Source organism: Mesorhizobium sp. YR577, assembly GCF_900116595.1.
Taxonomy (GTDB): domain Bacteria; phylum Pseudomonadota; class Alphaproteobacteria; order Rhizobiales; family Rhizobiaceae; genus Mesorhizobium_M.
In genome coordinates this window covers 1-14,802 of the sequence record NZ_FPBI01000022.1, presented here as the reverse complement: position 1 = coordinate 14,802, position 14,802 = coordinate 1, and the positions used below count along the sequence as shown (strand labels likewise).

The 14,802-nt window shown below is 62.5% G+C and carries 15 protein-coding genes; 1 reads left to right on the top strand and 14 read right to left on the bottom strand.

Annotation, left to right across the window (positions count from 1 at the left end; translation table 11 throughout):
- Positions 1-51: 51 nt before the first annotated feature.
- The 11 genes from gph to BM413_RS25260 all read right to left on the bottom strand — a co-directional run bounded on the left by gph (position 52) and on the right by BM413_RS25260 (position 11,317).
- Positions 52-753 (bottom strand): phosphoglycolate phosphatase, encoded by a 702-nt coding sequence (gene gph / locus BM413_RS25310; protein WP_091917636.1) that lies wholly within the window; start codon positions 751-753, stop codon positions 52-54.
- Positions 750-1,307, bottom strand: coding sequence for a thioredoxin family protein (locus BM413_RS25305; protein ID WP_091917635.1), 558 nt, complete (start codon positions 1,305-1,307; stop codon positions 750-752). The genes gph and BM413_RS25305 overlap by 4 nt, the downstream gene beginning before the upstream one ends.
- Positions 1,308-1,326: 19 nt before the next feature.
- Complete coding sequence (gene rpe / locus BM413_RS25300; protein WP_091917634.1) at positions 1,327-2,013, bottom strand: ribulose-phosphate 3-epimerase; 687 nt, start codon at positions 2,011-2,013, stop codon at positions 1,327-1,329.
- A gap of 63 nt (positions 2,014-2,076) precedes the next feature.
- On the bottom strand, positions 2,077-3,018 hold the full coding sequence (gene cbbX, locus BM413_RS25295) for a CbbX protein (protein ID WP_091917633.1): 942 nt from the start codon (positions 3,016-3,018) through the stop codon (positions 2,077-2,079).
- Between the two features lie 75 nt (positions 3,019-3,093).
- Positions 3,094-3,528, bottom strand: coding sequence for a ribulose bisphosphate carboxylase small subunit (locus BM413_RS25290; RefSeq protein ID WP_091917632.1), 435 nt, complete (start codon positions 3,526-3,528; stop codon positions 3,094-3,096).
- Between the two features lie 15 nt (positions 3,529-3,543).
- Positions 3,544-5,037 (bottom strand): ribulose-bisphosphate carboxylase large subunit, encoded by a 1,494-nt coding sequence (locus BM413_RS25285; RefSeq protein WP_091917631.1) that lies wholly within the window; start codon positions 5,035-5,037, stop codon positions 3,544-3,546.
- Between the two features lie 22 nt (positions 5,038-5,059).
- Complete coding sequence (gene fba / locus BM413_RS25280; RefSeq protein ID WP_091917630.1) at positions 5,060-6,139, bottom strand: class II fructose-bisphosphate aldolase; 1,080 nt, start codon at positions 6,137-6,139, stop codon at positions 5,060-5,062.
- 3 nt (positions 6,140-6,142) lie between these two features.
- Positions 6,143-7,192 carry a type I glyceraldehyde-3-phosphate dehydrogenase gene (gene gap, locus BM413_RS25275; RefSeq protein ID WP_091917629.1) on the bottom strand — a complete coding sequence of 350 codons (1,050 nt, stop codon included), beginning with the start codon at positions 7,190-7,192 and terminating at the stop codon, positions 6,143-6,145.
- 13 nt (positions 7,193-7,205) lie between these two features.
- Complete coding sequence (tkt, locus tag BM413_RS25270; RefSeq protein ID WP_091917628.1) at positions 7,206-9,212, bottom strand: transketolase; 2,007 nt, start codon at positions 9,210-9,212, stop codon at positions 7,206-7,208.
- A gap of 164 nt (positions 9,213-9,376) precedes the next feature.
- On the bottom strand, positions 9,377-10,249 hold the full coding sequence (locus BM413_RS25265) for a phosphoribulokinase (protein WP_091917627.1): 873 nt from the start codon (positions 10,247-10,249) through the stop codon (positions 9,377-9,379).
- A 15-nt stretch (positions 10,250-10,264) separates the two neighbouring features.
- Positions 10,265-11,317 (bottom strand): class 1 fructose-bisphosphatase, encoded by a 1,053-nt coding sequence (locus BM413_RS25260; RefSeq protein WP_091917626.1) that lies wholly within the window; start codon positions 11,315-11,317, stop codon positions 10,265-10,267.
- Between the two features lie 121 nt (positions 11,318-11,438).
- On the opposite strand from BM413_RS25260, the gene BM413_RS25255 reads away from it, so the two are divergent.
- Positions 11,439-12,386, top strand: coding sequence for a LysR family transcriptional regulator (locus BM413_RS25255; RefSeq protein WP_091917625.1), 948 nt, complete (start codon positions 11,439-11,441; stop codon positions 12,384-12,386).
- A 6-nt stretch (positions 12,387-12,392) separates the two neighbouring features.
- On the opposite strand, the gene BM413_RS25250 is transcribed toward BM413_RS25255, so the two are convergent.
- The 3 genes from BM413_RS25250 to BM413_RS25240 are packed head-to-tail and all read right to left on the bottom strand — an operon-like array spanning position 12,393 to position 14,685.
- The gene (locus tag BM413_RS25250) at positions 12,393-13,025 is read right to left on the bottom strand and encodes a hypothetical protein (RefSeq protein ID WP_091917624.1); all 633 of its coding nucleotides are present in this window, start codon (positions 13,023-13,025) and stop codon (positions 12,393-12,395) included.
- Positions 13,025-13,903 carry an ABC transporter permease gene (locus BM413_RS25245; protein ID WP_091917623.1) on the bottom strand — a complete coding sequence of 293 codons (879 nt, stop codon included), beginning with the start codon at positions 13,901-13,903 and terminating at the stop codon, positions 13,025-13,027. The genes BM413_RS25250 and BM413_RS25245 overlap by 1 nt, the downstream gene beginning before the upstream one ends.
- Positions 13,900-14,685: an ATP-binding cassette domain-containing protein gene (locus tag BM413_RS25240; RefSeq protein ID WP_091917622.1), complete on the bottom strand. Its 786-nt coding sequence runs from the start codon at positions 14,683-14,685 to the stop codon at positions 13,900-13,902. The genes BM413_RS25245 and BM413_RS25240 overlap by 4 nt, the downstream gene beginning before the upstream one ends.
- Between the last annotated feature and the right edge of the window lie 117 nt (positions 14,686-14,802).

Here is a 14,802-nt window from a genome sequence, read left to right as displayed (position 1 = left end):
CGCTCCCGAGGCTCCCTCGGGGGCGGCAGTTCTCGTATGAGGCGGCGGGGGTCAGGCGGCGCTTCGAAGCCCTTGCAGGGCGGTCGGCAAGTCTAGCAGGCTGTCACAGACCATATCGGCGCCGAGTTCTTCCACCGGAACCTGCGTATAGCCGCCGCGTACCAGAACGACCGCCATGCCGGCGGCGCGTGCTGCCCCGACATCTGCCGAACTGTCGCCGACCATCAGTGCGTCGGCCGGCTCGACGCGAAGCCGCTCCAGGGCCAGGAACAGCGAGTCGGGCGCAGGCTTCTGGTGGCTGACGGCATCGCCGCCGACGATCGCACCAAGCTGGTCGGTAAATCCGAAATGCAGCAGGACCTCGCGGGTCGCCAGTTGCGGCTTGTTGGTGGCAACGCCAAGGGCTACGCCGGCAACGTGGAAATGCGCGACCGTCTCCTTCGCGCCCGGCATGAGGGTGGTTAGCTTGGTGAGATGCCGCCGATAGATCGGCGCCATGTCGCGGTTAGCCTGCTCAAGGGCTGCGCCGTAGAGCGGCATTCCCGATGCCGTAAAGGCGCGTTCGACCAGCTTTTTGACGCCATGTCCTATCATCGATTTGGCTTGCGCCAGCGAAAGCGGCGGCAGGTGGCGCGTCGCCAGAAGCTCGTTGACGGCAGCACCTATATCGGGCGCGGAATCGACCAGCGTCCCATCGAGATCGAAGATGATTGCCTTGGGAAAGGCAAGGGAAGTTCCCGTCTCGCCGCTCATGCGGTCTCCTTCCATTTTATGGAGCAACCTATCGAGGTGATTTGTTCAACCGGACCGTCGCCGGTGCGGGCGACCTGCTTCATGGCCTCGTAGAGATCGCGCCTGAGGCCTGGCGGTCCGGCTTCCTTGCGCGAGGCGTCAAGGCGGCCGCGATATTGCAGAGTCAGGTCGTTGTTGAAACCGAAGAAATCCGGCGTGCAGGCAGCGCCATAGGCGCGGGCGACGGTTTGATCCTCGTCGTGGAGGTAAGGGAAGGTGAAGCGGTTCTCGGCGGCGAAGAGCTTCATCTTGTCGAAGGAATCGTCAGGATAGGCGTTCGCATCGTTGGAATTGACGGCGACGAAGCCGATGCCTTCCTTTTTCAGGTCGCTGGCGTCGCGCACGATGCGCTGGATGACGGCTTTCACATAGGGGCAATGGTTGCAGATGAAGGCGATGACCAGCCCGTTCGGGCCGGCCTGATCGAACAGCGAATGGGATTTGCCGTCGGTGCCGCGAAGCGTGGCATCGACAGCCGGCCATCCGAAATCGCAAACGGGCGGCGTTGATGCCATGGTGCCCTCCTGATCAATCTTACGCCGCTTTGCGCACGGCGCCATCCGCCGCCTCGCGAATGGCAGCGATATTGGCGCGGTAGGCGGCCTCGGCGCCGCCCTTGAAGACAGCCGAGCCGGCGACGAGGACGTTCGCGCCCGCTGCAGTGACCAGCGGCGCGGTTTCCGGCGTCACGCCGCCGTCGATTTCGATGTCGATCGGGCGGTTGCCGATCAGCGCCTTGACGCGCTTCACCTTCTCAACCACGGCCGGAATGAAGGCCTGGCCGCCGAAGCCGGGATTGACCGTCATCAGAAGCACGAGATCGAGCCGGTCGAGCACATATTCGATGACACTTTCGGGCGTCGACGGGTTGAGCGAAACGCCGGCCTTCTTGCCGAGATTGCGGATCGCCTGCAGAGAACGGTCGAGATGCGGGCCCGCCTCTGCATGAACCGTAATGATATCGCAGCCGGCATCGGCGAATGCCGCAAAGTAAGCGTCGGCGGGCGCGATCATCAGATGGCAATCGAAGACCTTGTCGGTGCGATCACGAATGGCCTTGATGATTGGCGGGCCGAAGGTGATGTTCGGCACGAAATGGCCGTCCATGACGTCGAGATGAATCCAGTCGGCGCCGGCGCGGACCACCGCCTCGACCTCATCGCCGAGGCGCGAAAAGTCGGAGGACAGGACTGAGGGGGCGATGATTGTGTTGGCGGTCATGTCTCGTTCTCACCTTATTTGCACGGCGTTTGCCAGTCACATTGCCTTACCGATTGCGACGCCTCAAGGAACCGCGCCGTCAACCGGATCGCCGTCGAGCTTCCCTTCCACGAAAACCCGGCTGCCGCGGATATCCGGCTCTTCTATTGTGATCAGATCGAGCCTGGTCAATTTTTCGCTCCGCCCGGCGAACAGGCGGTTGGCCTGCCGGAGGCGTGCCCGGTCGAGCGCGTTGCGGATCGACCTGGCGTTGGAAAAGTGGGGCAGCTTCATCCTGAGAGGGATATACTCCTCCAGTGCCGCCGCCGCACCTTCGCTCAACCGGTAATTCTGGCCAGCCAGCATGATCTCGGCAATCGACTTGAGTTCGACGGGACTATAGTCGGGGAAATCGAGATGATGGGCAATGCGCGAGCGCATGCCCGGATTGCTGTTGAAGAAGCGGTCCATCTTGTCCTTGTAGCCGGCGAGGATGACGACGAGATCGTCGCGGTTGTTTTCCATGCACTGCAACAGGATTTCGATGGACTCCTGACCGTAGTCCCGCTCGTTTTCGGGCTTGTAGAGATAGTAGGCCTCGTCGATGAACAGCACGCCGCCCATGGCGCGCTTGATCACTTCGCGTGTCTTGGGCGCCGTGTGCCCGACATATTGCCCGACAAGATCGTCGCGGGTGACCGAAACCAGATGTCCTTCGCGCACATAGCCCAGCCGGTGCAGAATCTCCGCCATACGCAGCGCCACCGTGGTCTTGCCGGTGCCGGGATTGCCGGTGAAGTTCATATGCAAGGTCGGCGTTTCGGCGGAAATGCCGAATTTGCGGCGCAAGCGGTCGACGAGCAGGAGGGCAGCGATTTCGCGGATGCGTGTCTTAACGGGTACCAGCCCGACAAGGTCACGGTCGAGCTTGTCGAACACGTCATCGATGTTCGATGCTTCGAACTCCTCCTGCAGATTGACCGTTTCATCGTCGCCGACGGCCGCCTGATCCAAGCTGCTCAACATGGCGCACTCCTGTTTGTGCCGGGAAACCGCCTGGCAACGCTGCTCCAATCGCTGGAGCAGCGTTGCAAACGGCTGCTACGATCGCTCGCCTTCGGGCCGATCGGTCGCGTAGGGAACGATGGAGTAGCCCTGGCTGCGGCCGTCGCGCTCCTGGCGCAGCAGGCGGAAGCCCGGTTCGTTCGGCGGCCGGTTGACGATGAACGACATGCGCGGCGCTTCCCAGCCCTTGCTCGAGTCGAATGCGGTGACGCGGATGTACATATTGGGCAGCGCTTTGCGGCAATTGTTGATTTCCATCAGGATGCCGGCGGGATCCTTCAGGTCGAACATCGGATTGCCGTACATCTCCCAATAGGTATTGCGGGGATGCGGATCGTCGGAATATTCGACGCTCACGGCCCAGTGGTTCTTCAGTGCGTATTTGATCTGCGCCGAGATTTGCGCGTCGGTCAGGTCGGGCAGGAACGAGAACTGTCCCTGCGTGACCTTGTTTCCGGGATTGGTCATCATGGCTATGGTCCTTCCTTAGAAGCTCGGGGTCGCGGTCGGCACGAAATCGGCGGTGTCGGTCGATTCGTAGTTGAAGGTCACGTCCTTCCAGGTCGTCAGTGCGGCCTTCAGCGGCGAGCACCATTTTGCCGCGTCTTCGAGGATTTGCGGGCCTTCGCGCAGATAGTCGCGGCCCTCGTTGCGGGCGAGGATCATCGCTTCCAGCGCCACACGGTTGGCCGTTGCGCCGGCCTGAATGCCGTCGGGATGGCCGATGGTGCCGCCGCCGAACTGCAGCACCACATCCTCGCCGAGATAGTGGATGAGCTGGTGCATCTGCCCGGCATGAATGCCGCCGGAGGCCACAGGCATGACCTTGTTGAGCGAGGCCCATTCCTGGTCGAAGAACAGTCCGGTCTCGAGGTTCTGCGGCGTGCGTTCCTCGCGCAGCGTATCGTAGAAGCCCTTGATCATCAGCGGGTCGCCCTCGAGCTTGCCGACGACGGTGCCGGCATGGATGTGGTCGACGCCGGCCATACGCATCCACTTGCAGATGACGCGGAAGTTCATGCCGTGGTTCTTCTGGCGCGAATAGGTCGAGTTGCCGGCGCGGTGCAGGTGCAGGATCATGTCGTTCCTGCGTGCCCACTTGGCCATCGACTGGATAGCGGTGTAGCCGATGACGAGGTCGATCATGATGATGGCCGAGCCGAGCTGCTTGGCGAATTCGGCGCGTTCGTACATCTCCTCCATGGTGCCGGCGGTGACGTTGAGATAGTGGCCCTTGACCTCGCCGGTCGCAGCCGACGCCTTGTTCACCGCCTCCATGCAGTAGAGGAAGCGGTCGCGCCAATGCATGAAGGGCTGCGAGTTGATGTTCTCGTCGTCCTTGACGAAATCGAGCCCGCCTTTCAGCGCCTCATAGACGACGCGGCCATAGTTGCGGCCGGAAAGGCCGAGCTTGGGCTTGGTCGTGGCGCCGAGCAGCGGCCGGCCGAACTTGTCGAGCCGCTCGCGCTCGACCACGATGCCGGTCGCCGGGCCCTGGAAGGTCTTCAGGTAGGCGACAGGGATGCGCATGTCTTCCAGACGCAAGGCCTTCACCGCCTTGAAGCCGAAGACGTTGCCGATGATCGATGCCGTGAGATTGGCGATCGAGCCGGGCTCGAACAGGTCGAGGTCGTAGGCGATGTAGGCGAAGTACTGCTGTTCGGTCTTGGTGCCGGGGCCGGTGTTGGGCACCGGTTCGGAACGATAAGCCTTGGCGCGGTAGAGCTCGCAGGCGGTCAGCCGATCGGTCCAAACGACGGTCCAGGTCGCCGTCGAGCTTTCGCCTGCGACCGCGGCGGCTGCCTCCTCATGGTCGACACCTGGCTGCGGCGTGATGCGGAACATCGCTATCAGGTCGGTGTCCTTGGGCCGGTAGTCCGGCTCCCAGTAACCCATCTGCTTGTAGGGGAGGACACCGGAGCGATAGCGCTCCTTGCCTTCCTTGAGCGTTCCAGTCGTGTTTATGTCCACCTTGTTCATGACAAATCTCCTTCTGGTTGCTTCATGCTGCCTTGGCAGCCGCGATATGCGGGTCGAGTTTTCCCGCGGCGTAGCGTTTGGCCATCTCGTCGAGCGCGATGACCTTGATCTTGGAGGCGTTGCCGGCGGTGCCGAAGCGCTCCAGCCGGTCGCGGCATAGGTCGCGCATGGCGTCCATCGCCGGTTTCAGGAATTTGCGCGGGTCGAACTCGTTCGGGTTCTCGGTGGCGATGCGGCGGAACTGGCCGGTCATCGCCATGCGGCAATCGGTGTCGATGTTGACCTTGCGCACGCCGTGGCGGATGCCGCGTTCGATCTCCTCCACCGGGACGCCGTAGGTCTGGGGCATCTCGCCGCCGAACTTGTTGATGACGTCCTGCAATTCCTGCGGCACCGAGGAGGAGCCGTGCATGACGAGATGGGTGTTCGGCAGCTTGTGGTGGATCTCCTCAATGACCCGCATGGCAAGAATGTCGCCATCGGGCTTGCGGGTGAACTTGTAGGCACCGTGAGAGGTGCCGCAGGCGATTGCCAACGCATCGACCTTGGTGCGGGCAACGAAATCCACGGCCTGGTCGGGATCGGTCAGCAACTGGTCGTGCGACAGCACGCCTTCTGCGCCGTGGCCATCCTCGGCCTCGCCATGGCCGCTTTCGAGCGAGCCGAGCACGCCGAGTTCGCCTTCCACCGATGCGCCGACCCAATGGGCCATGCGCGAGACGCGCTCGGTGATGGCGACATTGTAATCATAGCTCGCCGGCGTCTTGGCGTCGGCCTCCAGCGAGCCGTCCATCATCACCGAGGTGAAGCCGTGGCGGATGGCGGTGAGGCAGGTGGCTTCGTTGTTGCCGTGGTCCTGATGCATGCAGACCGGTATCTGTGGATAGATCTCGGCCAGCGCGTCGATCATCTTGGCCAGCATGATGTCATTGGCGTAGGAGCGCGCGCCGCGTGACGCCTGGATGATGACCGGCGCGTCGCAGGCCTTGGCCGCCTCCATGATGGCGAGGCCCTGTTCCATGTTGTTGATGTTGAATGCCGGCACGCCGTAGCCATGTTCGGCGGCGTGGTCGAGCAGTTGTCTCAGCGTGATGCGCGCCATGGCTCAGGCCTCCTCTTTCGTTCTGATGTCTTGCTTGGTGGTTTCGATCGTCCGGCCGATGGCGACGGCGGTGTCGGCCATGCGGTTCGAAAAGCCCCATTCGTTGTCGTACCAGGACATGACCCGGACCAGCGTGCCCTCGATGACCTTGGTCTGGTCGAGCGCGAAAGACGACGAGGCCGGATTGTGGTTGAAGTCGATGGAGACCAACGGCTCATCGACGACCGATAGAATGTGCTTCAGCCGGCCCTTGGTCGCCGCGATCATCGCCGCGTTGACTTCCTCGACGGTGGTCGGGCGCTTCGGCACGAATTTGAAATCGATGACCGAGACATTCGGGGTCGGCACTCGGATCGAGACGCCGTCGAGCTTGCCGTTGAGTTCCGGCAGCACCAGGCCGACAGCCTTGGCCGCACCCGTCGAGGTCGGGATCTGGGAGAGGGCGGCGGCGCGGCCGCGGTAGAGATCCTTGTGCATCGTGTCCAGCGTCGGCTGGTCGCCGGTGTAGGAATGGATCGTCGTCATGAAGCCGCGTTCGATGCCGATGGCGTCGTTCAGCACCTTGGCGACAGGCCCGAGGCAGTTGGTGGTGCAGGAGGCGTTGGAGATGACGATGTGATCGCTGGTGATCTTGTCGTCATTGACGCCGTAGACGACCGTGAGATCGGCGCCGTCGGCAGGTGCCGAAACGAGGACACGCTTGGCGCCGGCGTTGAGGTGGGCGGACGCCTTCTCCCTCGAGGTGAAGATGCCGGTGCATTCCAGCGCGATGTCGACGCCGAGTTCGGCGTGCGGCAGTTCGGCCGGGTTGCGGATGGCCGTGACCTTGATCGGCGGCAGGTCATCGACCTCGATGGTATCGCCCTTGACCGTGACGGTGCCGGGGAAGCGACCGTGCACCGAGTCATAGCGCAGCAGGTGGGCGTTGGTCTCGACCGGGCCGAGATCGTTCACTGCGACCACCACGATATCGGTCCGCCCGGACTCGATGATGGCACGCAGGATGTTGCGGCCGATCCGGCCAAATCCGTTGATTGCGACGCGAACTGCCAATTCTCCCTCCCGTTCAGATGATGAGCCGCCGGGCCGCATCTGCGACCGCTTCAGGCGTGATGTTGAAATGCCGATAGAGATCGGGTGCAGGCGCGCTGGCACCGAAGCCGGTCATGCCGACGAAAGCGCTATTGTCACCGATCCAGCGGTCCCAGCCGAGGCGAGCGGCAGCTTCCACCGCAACGCGCGGTGCCGAGCCGAGAACCGACTTGCGGTAATCCGCGTCCTGTTCCTCGAAGAGTTCCCAACAGGGCATCGAAACGACGGCAGCAGCAAGTCCATGTTCGGTCTGCAGCTTTTCAGCGGCTGCAACCGCGATCTCGACTTCCGAGCCGGTGGCGATCAGCGTGGCGGCGCGCGGGCCGTCCGTCTCGCGCAGAACATAGGCACCGCGCGCCGAGCGGTTCTCATCGCTATGCGCCTGACGCAGCATCGGCAGGTTCTGGCGCGACAGCACGAGAACGCTCGGCCGGTCCTTGGACTTCAATGCCAGTTCCCAGCACTCCGCCGTCTCGATGATATCGGCGGGGCGGAAGAGGTTCAGGTTCGGCGTCGCGCGCAGCATCGCCAGATGCTCGACGGGCTGATGGGTGGGGCCGTCTTCGCCGAGCCCGATGGAATCATGCGTCATGACATAGATGACGCGCTGGCCCATCAGCGCCGACAGCCGCATTGCGCCGCGCGCATAGTCGGCAAAGCAGAGGAACGTGCCGCCATAGGGCACGAAGCCGCCATGGAGCGCGATGCCGTTCATGGCTGCGGCCATGCCGTGTTCGCGGATGCCGTAATGGATATAGCTACCAGCATAGTCGCTTGGCGCGACGCGGTTCATGCCCTTGGTGATGGTCAGGTTCGAATGGGTCAGGTCAGCTGAGCCGCCGACGGTCAGGTCGGTTGCAGTGTTGATCGTGCCGAGTGCCATTTCGGAGGCCTTGCGGGTGGCGACCTTAGTCGCCTTCTCGAAATGCTCCTTGCGGAAGGCGTTGAGTGCTTCGAAAACGGCGTCAGGCAGCTCGCCGGCTATGGCAGCCTCGAAAACCTCGCGCTGTGGCGAGCCGTCGAGGCGCTGTTCCCAGATGCGGCGCTTCGCTTGCCCACGCGCGGCTATTCCACGCCAGGCATCGAGGATGTCTGCCGGCACATCGAACGGGGCAGAGGCCCAGCCGATATTTTCGCGCGTGGCGGCGATTTCGGCATCGCCTAGCGGCGCGCCATGGGTCTTTTCCGACCCTTGGAGATTGGGCGCACCCTTGCCGATCAAGGTCTTGCAGGCGATCAGCGAGGGGCGGTCGGATTGACGGGCATTCTCGATCGCCTCGGCAATTGCCCCCGGGTCGTGGCCGTCAATCGACTGGACATGCCAGCCGGCTGCTTCGAATCGCGCCGGCTGGTTCATCGAGGTCGAGAGCGAGGTCGGCCCGTCAATGGAGATCGAATTGTCGTCCCAGAAAACGATCAGCCGGTCGAGCTTCAGATGGCCGGCAAGGTCGATCGCCTCATGGCTGATGCCTTCCTGAAGGCAGCCGTCGCCGGCAATGACATAGGTGTGGTGGTCAACGAGATCGTCGCCGTGGCGCGCAGCCAGCATGCGTTCCGCCAATGCCATGCCGACGGCGGTGGAAATGCCCTGGCCGAGCGGGCCGGTGGTGGTCTCGATGCCGAGCGCGTGGCCATATTCCGGGTGGCCGGCGGTGCGGCTGCCCAGCTGGCGGAAGCTCTGCAGCTGCTCGATCGGCATGTCGTCATAGCCGAGCAGGTAATGCAGCGCATATTGCAGCATTGAGCCATGTCCGGCCGACAGCACGAAACGGTCGCGGTCGGGCCAGCGGGGGTTTGATGGATCGATGGCGATGAAGCGGTTGAAAAGCACCGTCGCGACATCGGCCATGCCCATCGGCATGCCGGGGTGGCCGGAATTGGCCTTCTGCACGGCGTCCATCGCCAGCGCGCGGATGGCATTGGCCATGTCGCGTTCGGAAACGGCGGTTTCGGGGGCGGTCCTGATGGCGGTCTGGCTCATGACACGTTCCTCCGGGTCCGCGAGTGGATCCTCACTGGTATCGGTCTCTCGACCACTGGGCAGAGAAGGTCAGCGAGCCCTCGTGCAAGGATCTCGATCATGCGTTGAAGTCTCGATGAAATCGGGCGAGGGGGCGTTCTGCAGGTGCTCATCTTCATCACTCCTCACGACATCCGGTTCTGGCGTTCGATCAGTTGCAGGATCAGCGGGGTCAGGATCAGCTGCATGGCGAGGTCGAGCTTGTTGCCCGGCACGACGATCGAATTTGCTCGCGACATGAAGCTGTCGTGGATCATCGACAGCAGATAGGGGAAGTCGATGCCGCGCGGCCTGGCGAAACGGATGACCAGCATCGATTCATCCGGCGTCGGTATCCAGCGCGCGATGAACGGGTTCGACGTGTCAACGATCGGCACGCGCTGGAAATTGATGTCGGTCAGCGTGAATTGCGGCGTGATGTAGCGGATATAGTCCGGCATCCGGCGCAGGATCACGTCCATCACCGCTTCGGTCGAATAGCCGCGCGTGGTGCGGTCACGATGGATCTTCTGGATCCATTCGAGATTGATGACCGGCACGACGCCGATCTTCAGATCGGCGAACTTCGCCAGATCGACCTTATCGGTCACCGCGCAGCCATGTAGCCCTTCGTAGAACAGCAGCTTGCTTGGCTCGAATTCGCGCCATGGCGTGAAGGTGCCGGGAGGCTGGCCGTAGAGCTTGGCTTCCTCCTCGTCGTGGACATAGGTGCGGGTCTTGCCGGAACCGCGGCGGCCATATTCCTCGAAAACCGATTGCAGGGTTTCGAGTTCGTTGGCCTCGGCATTGAAATGGGTGAAGTTTGGATTTCCCCTCTTTTCCTCCTCGGCGACCTTTTCCTTCATCGCGGCGCGGTCATAGCGATGGAAGGCGTCGCCCTCGATGAAGGCGGCGTCGATGTTCTCACGCCGGAAAATCTGCTCGAAGATGCGCTTGACCGAGGTCGTTCCCGCGCCTGAAGAGCCGGTGATCGATATGATCGGGTGCTTGGCTGACATGCTGAATTCTCCCGATCAGGCGCGAAACAGGCCGCGATTGCCGAACAGCGGCGAGCGTTCGCCAATGCTCGACGGATCCGTGTGGTAGCGGGTGATGCGCGCCACTTCCTTGGCCGAGCCGAAAACCACCGGCACGCGCTGGTGCAGGCTGTTCGGTTCGATTTCGAGGATGCGGCCGATCGTGTCGGTGGCCGCGCCGCCGGCCTGTTCGATCAGGTAGGCGATCGGGTTTGCCTCGTAGACGAGGCGCAGCCGGCCTTGTCCGTAGCCGCGGCGCTTGTCGCCCGGATAGAGGAAGACGCCGCCGCGCATCAGGATGCGGTAGCAGTCGGCGACCAGCGAGGCGATCCAGCGCATGTTGAAGTCGCGCTCGCGCGGGCCTTCGCTGCCCTTCAGGCAGTCGTCGACATAAAGCCGGACGGCCTCGTCCCAATGGCGGTAGTTGGCGGCGTTGATGGCGAATTCATGCGCGCGGGTTGGCACGATCCGGCTCTCATAGGCCTGGACGAAGGTGCCTAACCGTGTCGACTGGACGAAGACATGCGTGCCGCTGCCCAGCGAGAGCACGAGCGCCAGCTGCGGGCCGTAGATGAAGAAGCCGGCACCGATCTGCTTTTCGCCCGGCTGCAAAAAAGTGGCGGCCGGGTTGCCGTCCGGCGCGCCAGTTGCAGGGAGGAGCGAGAAAATCGTGCCGATAGAAACATTTGTGTCGATGTTGGACGAGCCGTCGAGCGGGTCGATGGCGATGCAGATCGGGGCATCCTTGTTGAGCAGGACCGGCTGCTCCAACTCTTCGGAAGCGTAGAGGGCGACGGGTGCGTGGCGCATTGCGTCAAGGAAGATGTCGTCGGCGTAGACGTCGAGGTCCTTCTGGGCGTCGCCGTCGGCGTTGAAGCCGCCGCGGGTTCCAGCGAAGGCCTTGCCGAGCACGCCCTGATTAATGGTGTGGCGGACCTTGACCGCGGCCTGTGCGAGCTGGCGAACCGTCGCGGCAACCGCCGCGCGCAGATCGTCTTGCTCCTTGCCGACATAGGAATTCAGAACCGCATCAAGGGTTGCCACAGTCATTGTCGTCTCCTCCGCCTGTTCCGGTTGGAGTGGTCAGGCACAGGGGAATGAGAGCAAAGCGATGAGGATAAGTAAAATTTAATAACTTTACCTAGTCAGTAAAATTCTCTTATTATGCTGTATGCGCAACCTGACCCTCAAGCAGTTCCGGGCCGTCGAAGCCATCGTCTCCCACGGCAAAATCATCAATGCTGCCAAGGTGTTGGGACTTTCGCCGCCGGCGATCACCATCCAGTTGCGGCAGATCGAGGAAGAACTTGGCCTGCAGCTCTTCGATCGCACCAATGAAGGTATGCGTCCGACTGCCGCAGGTCTGGCCTTCGTCGACACGGCGCAGGCGATCGAGGAACGCATGCGGCTGCTGGCGGACCAGATCGACGCGATCAAGGGCGTGCGCACCGGCAGCCTGAGGCTCGGCGTGGTTTCGACGGCCAAATATTTCGCGCCGAGGATGATGGCGGCCTTCATGAAGGATTATCCCGACATCGATATGCGGCTTGCCATCGGCAACCGTGCAGAGACCATCGCCCGCCTGAAGAACCATGAGGTCGATATCGCGCTGATGGGCCGGCCGGCGAAGGACGTGCCGGTGCGGGCGTCGGCGTTCGGCGATCATCCGCTGGTGATCATCGCTGCCCCGGAGCATCCGCTGGCGAAGGCGCGCGATATTTCCAAGGAGCGCATCGCGCGCGAAAACTTCCTGATCCGCGAGCCGGGTTCCGGCACGCGCATTTCGCTGGAGATTTTCCTGAGCGAACTGCCCGGACGGCTCGACGATCTCGGCATCGAGATGGATTCCAACGAGACGATCAAGCAGGCGGTGATGGCGGGGCTGGGCATCGCCTTCATCTCCGCGCACACTATCGCGTTCGAGGTGGAAGCGGGGCGGCTCGTCATTCTCGATGTCGCCGGCATGCCGATCCGGCGGCAATGGTTCGCCGTCATGCGCACCGACCACGCAATCTCGCCGGCGATGGCGACGTTCCATGATTTCCTGATGCGCAAGGGCGCGATGTATCTGCCGCTGTTCGGAAAGCTCTATCCTGACCCGGAAGTGAGACGCGGCTGAGCTAAATCACTTCTTGGGAAGGGTTTCCGCGACCGTTTTGGCGAGCTGATACAGCCGCTGCTCGATCAATGTCGGCACCTCGCAGACATAGGTCAGCGATTGCACGCGCTCTTCGAACACGCGCGTCTGCCAGGTCAGTTGATCGGTGCGCTTCGTCACTTCATTCTGGTCGGCATCAGGCTTGTTGCGCAATGCATCGACATCGGACGACTCTTTCCGCAGCGCGGTCGCCATTTCCAGTTGCTTGTGCGCATAGCGGGCAATGCCGGAAATGACATGCGAGCGCTCGGCGTTCATGTGGTCGAACAGCCCCTGAACCAGCATGGTCAACTGCGGCTCCAGCTTCTCTGGCGGCAGAGTAGCGGCGAACTCCTTGATCTCCTTCTGCGCTTCCGGAAGCGGCAGGCGCCGGGCCGCCAGTTCCTTCACACGGTCAGAGATATCCTCGTCATTCGACCAGTCTTTCGACGCTTCGGGCAGGTCTGGTCCGTTCCATATCTGGCCGAGCGAAAGTTCCGGCACCTTGCGCTGGATGCAGGGCCAGTCGGGATCATTGTTGGCGGCAGCAAGCGCTGAACTGGAGAAGCTGGAGGCCAGCAGAATGGCTGTCAGGCAGCGAACAGGGCCGGTTCGTCTCATCAGGCATTTCCTCCCGTATCCTGTTTGCGGTTCATGAGACCGCGCGATGGGTCGTAGGCGATGATCGCCCCGCCAAGGAACAGCAGCGTGCAGCCGAGAACCACCGCCAGCGAGAGCCAGTCGATCTGGCCGTAGAAGGCGAAGCGCACCAATTCGACGGCATAGGTGAACGGGTTGGCGAGGCAGATCTTGTAGAGCAGGGGGCTCGATTCCTGGATGCGCCACAGCGGATAGAGCGCCGGCGAGGCGAAATAGGCCGGGAAGATCACGAAATTCATGATGCCGGCGAAGTTTTCGAGCTGCCTTATCATCGAAGACAGCAGCATGCCGAGCGCGCACAGCATCAGCCCGGACAGAAACAGCGCTGGCAGCACTATGACATAGCCGATGGGGGGGGCCTTCACGCCCCAGAACCAGGCGACGACCAGAAACGCATAGACCTGCGCAATCGAGACCGTGACGCCGGCGAGCAGCTTTGACACCAGCAGGAACCAGCGTGGGAAGGGGCTGACCAGCAGCGTGCGCATATTGCCCATCTCGCGGTCATAGACCATCGACAGCGATGACTGCATGCCGCTGAACAGCAGGATCATGCCGCAGAGGCCAGGCGTGATGTAGACCTCATAGAGGACATAGGTCTTGTAGGGCGGGATGATCGAGACGCCCAGCACCTGGCGGAAGCCGGCGGCGAAGATGAACAGCCACAGCAACGGCCGGACCAGCGAGGAGATGAAACGCTCGCGCTGGTGGATGAAGCGCAGGCCCTCGCGCAGCAGAATGCCTTTCAGGCAGATGAGATAGTTGACCAGCCTGTAGGGTTTCGAGCGCACGGGCACGATGCCGGCGCCGGTCGCGTTTGTGGGCAAGGCCGTGCTCATGTCTGCGCCCCCGTTGCCTTGCGCGCGTCGAGCCCGCTCAGTTGCGAAAACGCTTCGCGGATCGTCTGCTTGCCAGTCGATTTCACGACATCTGCGACGCTGCCCTTGGCAACCAGGTTGCCCTCGCGCAGCACCACGACATGATCGCCGTCGTCAACCTCGTCGATGAGGTGGGTGGCCCAAAGCACGCCGATGCCTTCGGTCACCACGAGCCGTCTTATGGTGGCCAGAATGCTGGCGCGCGACTGGATGTCGAGGCCGACAGTTGCTTCGTCCAGCAGCAGCAGCGAAGGGCGGTGCAGCAGCGCGCGTGCAATCTCGACGCGCCGCATCTGGCCGCCGGAAAGGCTGCGCGCCTTGTCATGCAGCCGATCACTCAATTCGACGGACGCCAGCAGCGCGTCGATACGCTGGCGGGCATCACGCGTACCGATGCCGTGAAGCGAGGCGTGGTAGGACAGGTTCTGGTAGACGCTGAGATCGAGATCCAGCGTGCGCGCCTGGAAAACGATGCCGAGCCGCCGCAACGCCTCGCCCGAAGCGCGATCGATATCGTGGCCGAAGATGCGGATCGCGCCGTTGCGCGTGTTGTAGAGGTGGCTGATCAGCGAGAACAGCGTCGTTTTGCCGGCGCCGTTGAGGCCGAGCAGCACGGTAAAGCTCGCCGGTGCGATCGAGAAGGAGACGTCGGACAGCGCGCGTTTCGAGCCATAGGAATAGCTGAGCGCGGCGACATCGAGAGCCGCCACACCGCCACTGCCATTGGTCTTCACGTGCTGCAAGCTGGATAGCTCCTTCCCTGCCGTGCAGGATAGCCCGCAAGTCGGCTCCACTCCATCGGACTATTTGATGGTGATCGTGCCTTTCATGCCTCGGTCGGCGAGGTCTGGCACGGACCA

Bases quoted from the DNA above. Each gene is read 5' to 3' on its own strand.
- gph (WP_091917636.1), bottom strand. From the start codon at position 753: ATGAGCGGCGAGACGGGAACTTCCCTTGCCTTTCCCAAGGCAATCATC.
- BM413_RS25305 (WP_091917635.1), bottom strand. From the start codon at position 1,307: ATGGCATCAACGCCGCCCGTTTGCGATTTCGGATGGCCGGCTGTCGAT.
- rpe (WP_091917634.1), bottom strand. From the start codon at position 2,013: ATGACCGCCAACACAATCATCGCCCCCTCAGTCCTGTCCTCCGACTTT.
- cbbX (WP_091917633.1), bottom strand. From the start codon at position 3,018: ATGTTGAGCAGCTTGGATCAGGCGGCCGTCGGCGACGATGAAACGGTC.
- BM413_RS25290 (WP_091917632.1), bottom strand. From the start codon at position 3,528: ATGATGACCAATCCCGGAAACAAGGTCACGCAGGGACAGTTCTCGTTC.
- BM413_RS25285 (WP_091917631.1), bottom strand. From the start codon at position 5,037: ATGAACAAGGTGGACATAAACACGACTGGAACGCTCAAGGAAGGCAAG.
- fba (WP_091917630.1), bottom strand. From the start codon at position 6,139: ATGGCGCGCATCACGCTGAGACAACTGCTCGACCACGCCGCCGAACAT.
- tkt (WP_091917628.1), bottom strand. From the start codon at position 9,212: ATGAGCCAGACCGCCATCAGGACCGCCCCCGAAACCGCCGTTTCCGAA.
- BM413_RS25265 (WP_091917627.1), bottom strand. From the start codon at position 10,249: ATGTCAGCCAAGCACCCGATCATATCGATCACCGGCTCTTCAGGCGCG.
- BM413_RS25260 (WP_091917626.1), bottom strand. From the start codon at position 11,317: ATGACTGTGGCAACCCTTGATGCGGTTCTGAATTCCTATGTCGGCAAG.
- BM413_RS25255 (WP_091917625.1), top strand. From the start codon at position 11,439: ATGCGCAACCTGACCCTCAAGCAGTTCCGGGCCGTCGAAGCCATCGTC.
- BM413_RS25250 (WP_091917624.1), bottom strand. From the start codon at position 13,025: ATGAGACGAACCGGCCCTGTTCGCTGCCTGACAGCCATTCTGCTGGCC.
- BM413_RS25245 (WP_091917623.1), bottom strand. From the start codon at position 13,903: ATGAGCACGGCCTTGCCCACAAACGCGACCGGCGCCGGCATCGTGCCC.